Origin of the sequence: Acinetobacter sp. YH12126, assembly GCF_013418745.1 — a bacterium.
Lineage (GTDB): Bacteria > Pseudomonadota > Gammaproteobacteria > Pseudomonadales > Moraxellaceae > Acinetobacter > Acinetobacter amyesii.
This window is the reverse complement of sequence record NZ_VPBM01000005.1, coordinates 182,411-197,734: the sequence shown is the minus strand read 5'-3', so window position 1 is coordinate 197,734 and position 15,324 is coordinate 182,411. Positions and strand designations below refer to the sequence as shown.

3 protein-coding genes are annotated in these 15,324 nt (G+C 40.4%); all 3 read left to right on the top strand.

Features of this window, described 5'->3' with window-relative positions; genetic code table 11:
• Window positions 1-339: 339 nt before the first annotated feature.
• The 3 genes from FTU62_RS04505 (at window position 340) to FTU62_RS04495 (ending at window position 15,114) form a co-directional block, all read left to right on the top strand.
• Window positions 340-2,079, top strand: coding sequence for a ShlB/FhaC/HecB family hemolysin secretion/activation protein (locus FTU62_RS04505; protein ID WP_180101945.1), 1,740 nt, complete (start codon window positions 340-342; stop codon window positions 2,077-2,079).
• Window positions 2,080-2,143: 64 nt separating this feature from the next.
• A complete protein-coding gene (locus FTU62_RS04500; RefSeq protein WP_180101944.1) occupies window positions 2,144-14,587 on the top strand; it encodes a hemagglutinin repeat-containing protein in 12,444 nt (4,147 codons plus the stop codon).
• Entirely contained in the window at window positions 14,587-15,114 is a 528-nt protein-coding gene (locus FTU62_RS04495) for a hypothetical protein (RefSeq protein ID WP_180101943.1), read from the top strand. Before FTU62_RS04500 ends, FTU62_RS04495 begins: the two co-directional genes overlap by 1 nt.
• The last annotated feature ends 210 nt before the right edge of the window (window positions 15,115-15,324 follow it).

Sequence of the window (15,324 nt, the reverse complement as noted above, 5' to 3'; positions counted from 1 at the left end):
GTTTGGAATATAAAATAAAATTTCATTTACTATTTTATAGCAATTTAGAGAAAATGAACGTTAAACAGATGGACTTTGTTGAACGCAGATTAAAAAATTAAGATTTCTCATATTTATTCAAATTTAAATATTTCCATGCTTTATCAAAGCACGATTGTACGAAAAGCAATTGGTTGTACGGCAGATTTTAGGTCTGGGCTTCTTCTATATTGCCAAAGAAGTCTATAAAAGCAGGTCTATTCAGCAAAGCCGGAGACACAATAATTTAATAATAAATTGAAATAAAAGTGTAATATTTGGTATAATAAATGTGCAAATTACACATTTACACTCAATACCATGAAATGTATCACAATAAATTTAAATGCTAAGTATCTACTTTTAGCTTCAAGTCTGGTGATCTTCTCCCAAAATGGGCATGCTGCAGGGGAAATTGACAATGCGGTTCAGCGCCAGCAGCAGCGGGATGAAGCGCTGGCAAAATTGGTACAGCCAGACGTATCGGTACAAACGGGTTTAGAAAAGCAATTGCAGCGCACTTCACAGCTGCAATATTTGCAATCCAACAGTGAAGACATCTGTTTTCAAATTAAAAAAATTATTTTAACCGGTGAAGATGCCCGCGAATTTACTTTTGCCATGCATCCAATCATTCAAGGTGAACATAATTTAATTGGCCGCTGTATTGGTGTGAAAGGATTGAGTCAAGCGCTGGATTTGATTCAAAACAAAATCATCAGCCGCGGCTATGTCACCACACGCGTACTGCTGCCGCAGCAAAATATTGCTTCAGGTGAAATTCAGCTGCAGGTCATTGCAGGTAAAGTTGATCAAATTCAATTTGCCGAAGGTACCTCAAAACGTGCGCATAAATTCAATGCACTACCAGTGAAATCTGGCGATATTTTAAATGTACGTGATATTGAACAGGGCTTAGAAAACTTTAAACGCGTACCAACTGTTGAGGCTGATTTTAAAATTCAGCCTGCTGCACAGCGCAGTGAACCAGGCTACAGTGACTTAGAGCTGGCTTGGCAGCAGTCCAAACCTTACCGCATTCATTTAGGCATCGATGATGCAGGTTCAGAATCGACAGGTAAATATCAGGGCACGGCAACCCTGTCTTTAGACCATCTTTTAACAGCGAATGACCTGTTCTTTGCCAGCTATAACCATGATTTGGGCGGCGGAGATTCTGGTAAGCGCGGCACAAAGGGCTATTACCTCAGTTACAGCATACCGCTGAATTACTGGCTGCTCAGTACGAGCTTAAGCCAGTCGGATTATCATCAGACTGTGGCAGGTGCCAATCAAAGCTACGAATACAGCGGCGAAAGCAGGCTGATCAGCGCAGACTTATCGCGTGTGATTTACCGTGATGCACACCGTAAAACTACCGCTTCCTTTGGCGGGTGGGCGCGTGAATCTAAAAACTTTATTGAAGATGTCGAAGTGGAGGTACAGCGCCGTCAAACAGCGGGTTGGCAGGCCAGCTTGGCGCATATCGAATATCTCTCCAATGCAACATTGAATGGCGCAGTGACCTATAAGCGCGGTACGGGTGCATTTTCAGCCATGGCGGCGCCAGAAGAAGAATTTGGTGAAGCCTATACGCATGTCGGTATTTGGCAAGCCAATGCCAGCCTGCAAGTGCCGTTCAAAGCGGGCAATCAAAACCTGCAGTATTTAGCCGAATGGCGCATGCAGCACAGCCAAAAACCGTTGACCACGCAAGACCGTTTCTCGATTGGCAACCGCTATACCGTGCGCGGTTTTGACGGTGAACAAACGCTGATGGCCGATAACGGCTTTTTGGTGCGCAATGAATTGAGCGGCTCTATTCCTAAGCTGCCAATGCAATGGTATGCGGGTATAGATTATGGCGAAGTGGGCGGGCAAACCGCTTATGAACCGAATCCTTTAGTGGGTACCAGTCTGATGGGAGCAGTCGTGGGCTTGCGCGGTCAAGTACTGAAATCAGTCAGCTATGACGTTTTTGCTGGCGCGCCGCTGAAAAAACCGGATGGCTTTAAAACGGATGATTACACTACGGGCTTTAGCCTGAACTGGATGTACTGATTTTTTAGTCCAAGCTGTTTTTTTAAACATTGAAAAAAATATAAAGATTGAAGGGTAAATTGCTGTGAATAAGAATTGCTATCGTATTATTTTTAGTCAAGCGCGCGGCATGTTTATTGCTGTTGCAGAAATTGTAAAAAGCCGCAGCAAGACTACTGGGCAAAGTGAGGCCGTCCGCGCTGCAGATACGCTGCAATTTACCCCTCAAACTTTAAAAAAACTCAATCCGCTGAATTTTGCTGTGGTCAGTTTATTGGGTGCAGTGGTGTATACCGTACCACTCAACAGTATCGCTAATACGCAAATTATTGCCGACAAGTCCGCGCCTAGCTCACAGCAGGCGACCATTCTGAACAGCAGTAATGGTCTCACTCAAGTCAATATTCAAACACCAAGCGCTGGCGGGGTTTCCCGCAACACCTATACACAGTTTGATGTCGGGCAAGAAGGTGCGATATTAAACAACTCGCGCAATAATGTGCAGACTCAGCTAGGCGGATGGGTACAGGGCAACCCTTGGCTTGGAAAAGGCGAAGCCAAAGTTATTCTCAATGAAGTGAACAGCAGCAATCCGAGTCAACTGAAAGGTTATTTGGAAGTGGCGGGTAAGTCTGCACAAGTTGTGATAGCCAATCCATCGGGTTTAGTCTGTGATGGCTGCGGCGTGATTAATGCTGACCGCTTCAGCTTGGCAGCGGGCCAAGCCGTGGTGAATCAGGGCTATTTGGAATCATTCCGTGTACGTGATGGACAAGTGACCATTGAAGGCAAAGGCCTTAATGGCAGCTTAACGCCATACACCGATATTTACGCACGTGCCCTGCATGTCAATGCGGGACTGTATGCCAATGAGCTGACTACGGTACTGGGTCAAAATGATATTGATGTCAAAGACCAGACTGCGCCTAAAGTTAACGCAATTAATGGTCAGTCTTCTGCACAGACTGCAAAGCCTGATTTCGCGCTGGATGTTGCACAGCTGGGCGGCATGTATGCAGGCAAGATTTTCTTGGTGGGCACAGAGCACGGTTTGGGTGTGCGTAATGCAGGCTCGATTAATGCCACTGAAAATCAGCTGACTTTGAATGCCAATGGTGATTTAGTCAATACAGGCAACATCATTGCGAATAAAGACCAAATCGCCATCCAAGCGCATAATGTGGCGAATAGCGGCAACATCAGCAGCACAAAAAGCAAAATTCAAGTGGATGCGACAGATATTCAGAATAGTGGGTTGATTGCGACCAGTGATGAATTGAAACTTAATGTACAAGCAAACATCAACAATAATGACGGTGTGATCAATGCGGGACGTATTGATTTGAGTGCACAAAACCTGAGTAATGACAAAGGTAAAATTGAACAAACAGGTTCACAGCAACTCAATATTACAGCAAAAGCTCTGGATAATAGCCAAGGTTTAATCGGTCAGGCTAGCAAAGAAAGTACAGGAATAACATTACCAGGGGGAAATACACAACCAACAGTGACTGATCCACAAGATCAATCTTCGGCACAAGATTCAAGCAGTATTGAAATTGTTGATCCTGCAACACTCACTCCAAAAACCTTTGAAGCAGGACAAATTAAAATTGCTCAAGATATGAGTAATATCGCAGGACATATCATCAACAATGCTGATATCAGCCTTAAAGTACAAGACAGTATTAATAATAATGGTGGTAAAATTCAACTGCCTGAGTTGCAGTTCAATGGGCAAAACTTTGAAAATAAAGAAGGTCAATTAACAGCTAAAGTGATTAATATCACTGCACAAAATGCCGATAACCAAAAAGGTTTGATTGATGCAAGTGAAAGCTTTGATTTAACCGCACAACAGCTCAATAACAAAGAAGGTCGTTTGCAAAGTGCTAAAGCACTGAATTTAAAATCAAAGCAAATAGACAATAGCAAAGGGCAAATTCTAGCAGCTGATACACTGACACTTGGTTCTGAACAGACCAATAATACTGAAGGTGTTATCGGTTCGGTGAATGCTGATGCACAATTAAATATCACAGCCTTAGAAAATAATCAGGGTGAGATTTCTGCTCAAAATGTACAACTCAATGGGCAAACCTTAACGAACCACCAAGGAGCGATTCAAGCCAAAACAGGTGATTTGATCTTAAAAGTTGGCCAAATTAACAATGGTCTTGCGCAAGATACGGCTGGTAACTTAATTGCAGCTAAAAACCTGAAGATAACTGCACAACAGCTGAACAGTACTGGACAAATCTACGCAGGGAATACAGCAGATTTAACAGTTCAACAATTGCAACAAGATGGACAATTGGCAGCACTGAATAAAATCAAGGTACAGTCTGACAATATTACGAGCAACAAAGATGCAATTTGGGCATCGGGACTGGAGCAAGACGGTCAACTGAGCAATAGCACTGCAACCCTGAATATCGATGCACAACAAGTACAAATCGCGGGCACGATTTTGTCGGGTGAATCGCTTACAATCAATGCAACAAAAAGTGCTGATTTGAGCCAAAGTGCTACACAAGCCAAAAATATTCAGGCCAATACCCAAATACTGAATACATCGAATGCAAAAATCATTGCTGATCAAGAGCTTGATTTAACAGCGCAACAAAGTATCAATAATCAACAAGGTCAATACAGTGCTTCGCAAATCAATATTGCTACAGCACAACTGAACAATGACCAAGGTCTGATTCAGCATACAGGGCAGAATGATTTTATTTTGAATGTTGCTGATCGTATTGATAACAATGCGGGCAAGATCATCAGCAATGCCCATACAACTGAGATCAAAACTACAAATTTAAATTCTGTTGCGGGTGAAATCCTCCATGCAGGTGATCAACAACTTAAAATCACTGCACAAAACCTACAAGGGCAACAAGGTAAAATCCAAAGTAACAGCAATTTACAACTCGAATTGGGCATTGCTAATTTAGACGATGCCACGACTGCTGCTCAGAATATTAACCTTAATGCAACAACACTGAGCCATCAACAAGGACAATTGATTCAAAGTGATGCCAATGGACAGTTGAATTTCAATGTTGCACAGAACCTTAATAATACTGCAGGTGTAATCAGTGCAGCAGGGAACGCTACCCTCAACACGGCTGATTTAAACAACCAACAAGGTGTGATTCAAACACTAACGGGCAAAGACCTGAAGATCAGCAGTCAAAAACTCGACAACCAGTCAGGTAAGATCATTGCAGGACGTGATGCCAATTTACAAGTGAGTGAACTGAACAACGATACGGGGACAGTTTATGCCGATGGCGAATTGGATATTGTTGCAACACAAAACATCGCAAACCAACAAGGCTTAATTGTATCACAACAAGCATTGACCTTAACTGGACAAAATCTCAATAACCAAAAGGGACAAATCCAATCCGAACAAGGCGATGTCACGTTAAAGCTCGCGCAAAGCATCAATAACCAATCTGGCAATATCCAATCCGCAAAAGCGCTCAAAGTAGAGACTGCGCAATTAGACAATCAGTCAGGACAATTGATTTCAGCTACAGATAGCCAACTTAACGTGGCAGAACTAAATAACCAAGCAGGTACGATTTATTCTAAAAAACAATTAGATGTAACAGTCTCAGGAACAGCGGATAATCGTGCAGGCACGTTGGCTGCTGAGCAAAACCTCAATCTAAATGCACAACAATTATTGAATAATGCAGGACAAATCCGTTCAGAAAATGCCAATACCACGCTGACTGTAGCGAAAGATATTGTCAACAATACAGGTTTGATTGCAGCGGCAAAAGATTTAAATCTGACAGCTCAAGACGTTGATTCACAAAAAGGTCAGCTGCAAGCAGGCGCCAATGCTATCGTCCAAGTGAATCATTTAGACAATACTGGAGGTGTCGTTTACGCAGCAGAACAATTACAACTCAATGCTACTGGTCAGTTGAACAATAGCAAAGGCGTAGTGGCTGCAGAACAGCTGGTTGATTTAAACGCGGGTTCAGTGATTAACGACGCAGGACAAATCCGTTCACAACAAGATCAATTAAAGCTGAATGTTGAAAATGAATTAAGAAATTTGGCGGGAGAAATATCTGCTGCTAAAAATATTGAAATCACTGCCAATGCGATCAACAACCAATCAGGTAAAGTGATTGCGGGGACATCGCTCAATACAACAGCTCAGAAGATTGACAATACGACAGGGACAATCTACGCCCAAGATCAACTTAACCTGAATGTTACAGATCACCTTAATAACCAGTCAGGTACTCTAGCTGCCAATCAACAAGTACAAGTTCAAGCGAAGAATTTAAACAACAATGCAGGCAAAATCCGTTCAGAACAAAATCAACTGGATTTAAAAGTACAGCAAACCCTAGATAACCAGTCTGGTGAAATCTTTGCAGGCAGCAATGCCAATCTGAATGCAACCATGCTGAATAACCAGCAAGGGACAATTTACGCTAAGAATCAGCTTGATTTGAAAGCAGGGCAACTGAATAACCAACAAGGACAAGTCTATGCAGCAGGTGCTGCAAATGTCACGGCACAAGGTGATATTCAAAACCAAAAAGGCGTATTGGTTGCAGGGCAAAGCCTGAATGTGCAAAGTAGTACCTTGGACAATACCGAAGGTACTTTACGTTCTGAACAAGCAGATTTAACCGTCAATGCACAAGGTCAATTGATCAACCAGCAAGGTGATATTTATGCAGCGCACAATCTCGGCATAAATAGCAATGGCTTAGTGAATACTGCTGGACAAATTGCTTCACAAAATCAATTGAATGTTGACACCAATCAACAACAACTCAGTAACCAAAGCGGTAAAATCATTGCCAAAACTGTAGATTTGAAAACAGGAACATTGGACAATCAAACAGGTTTAGTCCAAGGTGAACAATCCGTTAAAGTTGATACCCAAAATCATGCCTTGCTGAATAGTAACTCAGGCGATCAGGCAGGTATTCTCAGCCAAGGAAGCCTTGAGATTGCAAATGTTTCACAGCTGGATAATATCAGCGGTTATATTGCAGCAGTCGGCTCAGCCAATATCGCTACACAAAATCTGAATAACAATAAAGGTCAAATCAACAGTCAAACAGATTTAAGCATCCAACAGCAAAGTTCAGGTGGTCGTATTGATAACGTGGCTGGGCAAATTCAGGCACAGCAGAATGTGAACTTGAATGCAGACACGATTAATAATACTGGGGTGGGTAGCCATATTATTGCAGGTGAAAAACTGACTGCAACGGCGAACAACGTCATCAACTCACAAAATAAAGACGCAACTGTGCTGGGTGGATTAGATGCAAAAAATATTGAGGTCAATGCAACTGTACTCGATAACCAATCTGGGGTGATTCGTGGAACGGATCAAGCAAATCTAAATATTAGTAAACAACTGAGTAACCAAGCAGGTTCGATCAGTAGTTTAAATACCTTAAATATTGGAACAGCAGATAAAACCCTAGATGTGAACAACACGGGTGGTGAATTACTCGCAAAAAACCAACTCAATCTGAAAGCCAATGAGTTAATTAACAAAGGGAAAGTTATTAGTGAAGGCAATGTCGATATTGACCTAAAACAAAGCTATACCCATACCAAAGATGATCAAATCTCTGCTAACGGTACATTGAAGCTGAATACTGACAATGATTTAGTGAATCAGTCAGAATTAACAGCGGGTCAAAAAATAGAATTAAGTGCCAAAAATATTAAGAATGAAGCAGGAGCAAGCATTTCATCCATTGAAACGCATTTGACAGCGCAAGATACCGTACATAACCAAGGTTTAATCAATGGTGAGTTGACGCATATTCAAGCGGATAGAGTATGGAATGATGGTGCACGTATTTATGGTACACAAGTTTCAATTCAGGCCAACACCTTAGACAATAAATCCAATACCGCAGGTACAGGTGCAGTGATTGCATCTCGTGGGGATATGGATCTAGGTATTGGAACGCTCAATAACCAATCAGGTGGTGTAGTTAAGGAAAGCGCGCGTGATAATGCCTGGATTTTTAGTTCTGGTGATTTAAATATTGGCGGGAGTCTGGACGGGAATTTAAAAGCGCAAGGCAGTGCTAATACGTTGAATAACTTAAGTGCACGTATTGAGTCCCTCGCTGATATGACGTTGACCGCAAATACGATCAATAATATTAATCAGAATTTCCAGACTGAAATTGTACAGATCGGTGATGTTGAAAATAAAGTTTATATTCAACCTGAAGGTAAAACGACAAAGATTCCTAAAGAAAACTTAATTTGGAAAAGTTGGAGTAGGGCTGGCTTATATAAATACGATACAACACCGAATATTTTACCTGAAGATGTAGTGTTGGGTGAGACACCAATACCTGAGGTGGAGTCAATCAATTGTGTTGGAGAGGGGGAAGATGAAAGCTGTAATGTAAATTACAAGAAAGATGATGCTGTCTGGGCATATTTTAATATTACAGCACCATCGAAAGATGCACCTGAAGCACCAACGATGGTTGAGCCTGTGGCGCCAACTGGGCAAGCAAGTTGTGAGGCAGGTGCTGGATATGATGCCGCTGCATGTGCAGCCTATCAAACGGCCTATACACAATATGAAAAAGATAAAGAAGCGTATGTCCTTGGCTTAGCACAATATAAAAAGGATTTAGACGCATGGGGTGAGGCGGATGAATCGGCTTATCAAGCCCTAAGTGATGCCATTGATGCTTATAATGAACAATTTAGTAATACACAAGTAAAGAAATGGACGCAATACGAAGTTAAGGAAACCCACCTAAAAAGTGAGGTTAGCCATTCGGCACCGGCAGAAATCGTTGCTGGTGGGGATATTCATCTCTATGGTGATGTCTTTAAAAACGATAAGAGCGTTGTACTAGCTGGTGGTACATTGGATGTACAACTGAATAAAGATGTAGAACAAATTGATGGCAAGGGTGTTGAAATCACCCAGCAAGCGGGCACGAGTCAGTATACCTATTCCAAATGGCGTGGTGGATTTAAACGATACCATCAGCGTAAATGGGGAGATAAAATTGCTTACAATCCAGCTGATGAAGTAACAGAAATTGATTTACCTGTGAATCAGTGGCTGGGAAATGTCAAAAATCATACGTCTAATCAGAATATTTCAAATGTCGCAGCTGGGACAGTGACGACCGATACAATTGCAGTGGTGGGACCAGAGCAGCAAGTGGATCGTCAGCAACAAGGTCAATCTAATCAAGTGACCGTTGATGGTGGTCAAAGCACTTCGGTAAATGGTCAAATGGCGAATGTACCGAATTCGCCGAATCAATTAGATGTGAAGTCTAAAAATGATCAAGAAATAGAAGCTGAGCAACAACAGGCTCAATCTGTTGATGCGGCAAAAAATCTACAAGCAGGAGATGCAAATACTTCAGCGACCAAAGGCCAGGATGAAATCAAAATTCGTTCTGTGTTGATGGATTTCATTGATTTACCAAGCAATGCATTATTTAGTACAACCCAAGACAGTCAGGCACAATATTTAGTCGAAACAGACCCAGCATTTAGCAACTATAAAAAATGGTTATCTTCGGACTATATGTTGGATGCCATGAACATAGACCCCGCGATGAAGCAAAAGCGTCTGGGTGATGGTTACTATGAACAACGCTTGGTTCAAGATCAAATTGCTCAACTGACAGGGCACCGTTTCTTACAAGGCTATGGTAATGATGAAGAACAATATAAGGCATTGATGAACAATGCCTTAAGCTTTGCCAAACTTTATAACTTAAGACCTGGAATTACATTGACTGCAGCACAGATTGCACAATTGACGACAGATATAGTTTGGTTAGAAGAAAAAACCGTCAAGCTTGCTGATGGTACAACGACGACAGCTCTTGTTCCTCAAGTCTATGTGAAGGCAAGAGCAGGAGATTTAAAAGGTGATGGCACACTGATCAGTGCAGATCAAGTCAAAATCCAAGTTGAAGGTGATGTTCTTAATAATGCAACTATTGCTGGGCGTGAAGTGATACAAATCTCAGCGGATAACATCACTCAGTTGAGTGGCCGAATGCAGGCAAACCAGATTGATTTAAAGACGACAAAAGATTTAAACAATATTGGTGGAACGATCACTGCTGTTGAGTCTGCGAGTTTAAATATTGCTGGTAATTTAAACCAGCGCAGCACAACACAAAAGACAGCAAACCAAGTTGGAGAAAGTGAATTTACCCGCGAAGGATTTGATCGTAAAGCAGGGATTTACGTCACAGGTGTACCACTCACTCAGATGAGTAATAACACAGAAAATTTAAGTACTACACTGACTATCCGGGTAGGTGGTGATACGACTCTGAAAGGTTCAGAAATTGTAAACAGCAATGGTTCGAGTATTATTAAAACCGAGGGTAATTTAAATATAGGTGGTATAAATACCTCAATCAACAATCGTGGCTATGCAAATAAAGATAATTTCAATTATGAGAAAAAGCAGGAAGATATTGGTTCTGTGATTCAGAGCGTTGGGGATACACGTTTGCAAGCTGAAAATATCACGGTGAAAGGTTCACAAATTTCCAGTGAACAAGGATCGACTATACTTTCAGCCCAGCAAAATATTGATATTTCAGAAGGTAGAAAGTTATCAGATACAGAGCAAGCATTTAAAGTTAAAGAGAAAGGCACATTAAGTACGACAGTGCGCCAAGGTCATGTACGCAACATGAGTGATGAGGCGATCGCCAGTACTATTGATGGTAAAAACGTTATCCTCGATGCGAACAATATTGATATCCGTGGCAGTAATGTGGTGTCAGATGAATTGACCCAAATTCAAGCCAAAGAAAATGTCACGATTACAGGTGCACAAAATCAATATCTAAACTATTCGGAATCGAGTGTTAAAAAGTCAGGCTTGATGTCGAGTGGTGGTATTGGATTTAGTGTAGGCAAAAAGAGTGAATTGACAGAACAACAAAACACCCAAAAAACCAATACAGGTTCAATGGTAGGTAGCCTAAATGGTAATACCAACATCATTGCGGGTAAGACCTACCAACAAACTGGTAGTACAGTTTCTTCTCAAAATGGCGATGTGAATATATTGGCACATCAAGTCAACATAGAAGCAGCGAAAGAACAAAGTACCAGTGACTATAAACATGAGATGGAACAAAAGGGGCTAACCCTTGCGGTTAATGTTCCAGTGATAACAGCAGTACAGTCTGTAGTTGAGTCGGCGAAGCAAGTTGGGCAAAGTAAAAATGACCGAGTCAATGCAATGGCAACAGCTAATGCTGGATTTGATGCCTATAAAGCAGGGCAATCATTGGCACAACTCAAAGATGTCGCGAGTGATGTTGGAAAGTTAGCCGATGCTGCCAACGTGAGCGTAAGCATTACGTACGGAGAGCAGAAGAATACCAACTTTAGCCATTCAGAAAGTAATACGGCGAGTCAAAGTCAGGTTTATGCAGGCGGTAAAACCAATATTGTTGCAACTGGTGCAGGTAAAGATTCTAACATCAATATTATTGGCTCTGATGTTGTGGGTATGCAAGGCACGCATTTGGCAGCGGACAACGATGTCAATATTAAAGCGGCAGAACAAAATAGCTTAGAACAATCTGGCAATAAAAGTGAGGGTTGGAACGCTGGTGTTGCAGTTAGTTATGGTTCTAATGGCTTGGCATTTGGTGTCACGGCTGGAGGTAATGCTGGAAAAGGAACTGGAAATGGCACAGAAACGAGTTATACCAATAGCCATGTTGGTTCAAAAGATAGCTTAACCACCATTAGTAGTGGAAATGCGACCAATATCATTGGTGGGCAAATACAAGGTAAAGGTGTACAGATTGATGCCAATGAATTGAATGTAGAAAGCCTACAGGACAAAGCAACCTATAAGAGCAAACAACAAAATATAGAAGGACAAGTTACAGTTGGCTATGGTGCATCAGCATCAGGAAGCTTTAGTAAGTCTAATGTTGATGCAAATTATGCCTCGGTGAATGAACAATCAGGTATATTTGCAGGGGATGATGGCTATCAAATCAATGTTAAAAACAACACAGATTTAAAAGGAGCCATTATTACTTCAACGCAAAAAGCGGAAGATTTAAAGAAAAATAGTCTAGATACTGGAACTTTGACTTATTCAGATATTCGTAACGTGAGTGAATATGATGCTAAAGGCATTGGGTTCAGTGGCAGTATGAGTGTGAGTGGAGAAGCCCTTGGTCAAAAAGCACCAGCAAATGAACAAGGCTTAGCACTGAATAATGAAGGAAATAAAGGAACATCTAAGTCTATAGGTTTTGGTGTAGACAGTGATAAAGACAGTAGTGTAACCAAGAGCGGTATTAATACTTCTAATATTATTATTCGTGATGAACAAGGTCAGCAAGTTCTCACAGGTAAAATGGCAGAACAAATTAAGTCAGACATTTTAACCAATGTCACCACAGATACAGCACGAGAAAATAGTGGTGCACTGAAGAACAACTTTGACAAAGATAAAGTTCAAAGTGAAATCAATTTACAAGTGGATGTGACGAAGAAGTTTGGGGTGAATGCACCAAAAGCTGTAGCAGATTATTCACAACAGCTAGCTTTTAAACAACGACTATTAGGTAATGAAGAAGAAGCTAAGAAATGGGATGAAGGAGGAGTATACCGAGTTGCTATGCATACAGCACTTGGGGCTATAGCAACAGGAGATTTAGAGGGAGCTTTAGTAACAGGTGGTATTGCAGGTACAGCACCACAATTAAATGATGTTCAGAGAGTTATTGTTCAATCATTGACGAATAAAGGAATGAAACAAGAGAATGCAGAAGCTGTTATTAATAGCGTAACAAGCCTTGCATTGATTAGTATTGGCTTGGGTTCTGGGTTAAACACTGCCAGTATTGGAAGCGCTGTGAATGTAGATTCAAATAACAGACAACTTCATAGAGAAGAAGTTGACCTTATCCAAAACTTAGCAAAAGAATATGCAAAAAAACAAGGGATTAGTTTGGAAGAGGCCGAAACTCAACTTACAAGAGGGGCGCTATATAATATTGATGAGGGCTGGAAAGAGTCAATTGATAGTAAATTAGATGCTTCTGATATTGCAAAATATAATCAGGCTTATCAATATTTACTAGTAAAAACTAATAATGGTTCTGTAGATGGGATTAATTTGGATTTTTATAATTATACAGATTCGAAGGGTACCATTGTTGTAACTGCTATTTCAGATAGCTATAAAGGATATATTTCTGATCTAGAGGGCCAAAAAGCAGATATGTATATTGGAGAAGCTGGAAAAGGATTTACTGCCACGGCAGAAGATTTTAAAAATAAAGATATTTTCTTAACGAATACATTGGCTGGAAATACGAATAAAGATTCGGAATATTACAATGCTAAAAAAGAGTTTATTCAGAATTCAGCTGCAATTAAGGATAGTGAAATAAGCTTTTTTGAAGGACTTAGCTCATCTATAGATCGGGATATAAGTGAAGCGAAAGGAGCTGTTACAGGCTTTGCCACAGGTGCTAAAGATACTATCGTTGGTATTTATGAATTCGCTAAGAATCCTATTGATAATACAAAGGAGTTAATTAACTCGACGATAGAAGCCGCTAAAAATCCAGTACAGACAGTAAAAAATGTATCTGAAAGCATGGATCAAGGGTTAGAAAAATATAACACCACCATAGATTTGTACAAAATGCAAAAAGATGAAGGAGCGGAAGCAGAATATAAAGCAAATATTGCAGGTCAGATTGTTGGTGCTGGTGGAGTGGGTGCTGCAGGTAAAAAAGGTGCAGAAGCGACAGTTGATGCTGTTAAGAAAGCGCAACAGGTAGCGAAAGAAGCAGAGATTGCAGAAAATTTACGCAAAAAACAAAGTATAGAGAATAATGCTAATACGGAAAATCCAAGCTTTATGGATTCGGCCGTTCGAGATTTCAAGCCTGGTACAACTCATAGGGCTGAAAATATCAATGCAGGCCAAGTTACAGATCGAGACGGGTTGCCTCGCATTGATGGGGATAAATATACCGCAGATAATATTTTAGCAGAAAATATGGGACAAGATAAACTTACTCCTGAACAACGCTGGTCGTCTCAAAGACCAGCATGGAAAAATGGAACGCTTGTCACAGATCATGTGCTTACAGAACCTCGAAAATTTACAATGGTGATAGATCAGGCAGCTTATGAAAAACTTTTAAGTGATCAATTAACATTAAGTGAAAAATCTAAAGCGCTAGGAGGATGGGCAACAGATACCCCTATTAATTCAATTTCTGATATGCGTAATCTACTGGCTGTTCCTCAAGAATGGAAATCGGGTAAATTGTATACTATTGAGTTTACTGCAAAGCCAGGTGTACAAGTTAGGGAAGGGATTGTTGGTGATATGTGGAGTACAAATACTAAGGAACGATTACCAGGTGGTGGACATCAGGTTGAATTTAAAACACATCCAGGTAGTAATCCTCAATTGTTTGAAATTGATGAACTTTCCATCAAGGAAATTAAGTAATGATGATAAAACATGTTGTACATACCACACAGTATGATGATAATAAAACATTTGAATATATTGAATATCCTGAGCTTGATTTCGAAACATCAAAGGCAAAGTTGATTCATTCTCGATATGCAAAAGTAATCAAAAGTGAAAAAAAAATAATTTATGAAGATGGTAGTGAATTTGTATTACCTATTTCAGAAAGTGTTGAAGTATTACCAGATCAGACAGGATTTATGGTGATTTATGGGAAAGAGCCGAGTGGATTAAGCAAAGAGAAAAAATATCCTTGGTTTTTTGATCAGCCTAGTAATGGTGCGATTTATAATGCTGACGGTAGCTTACGTCGACAAATAAAAAGTCCTTGGAAGGATGGATATATCTTCTCATTTGCACAATCATCAATGAAATATCCTAATCTACCAAGTGTTATTTTAGATCATGAGGATAATCCATATGATAGTAGTTTTTATGACTTATATGCTGTTGATATTAATACAGGAGTATTGTTGAAAACTGGACAACAAATACGACGTTGAGTTTTTAGATCAATATGGACCAGAGGTAGGTATATATTTGGTCAGCCTAGATTATTCGTTTGATAAACGATAATTACCACTATGTACTAATGTACCAAGTGCTTATCATAAATATAAAGTGCTTAGACCTTTTCATATAATTTAATTAGTGATTTTGATGGTATTAATGTCAACCGTAATTCATTCTACAAGTGTAAAAAAGAAAGAGAG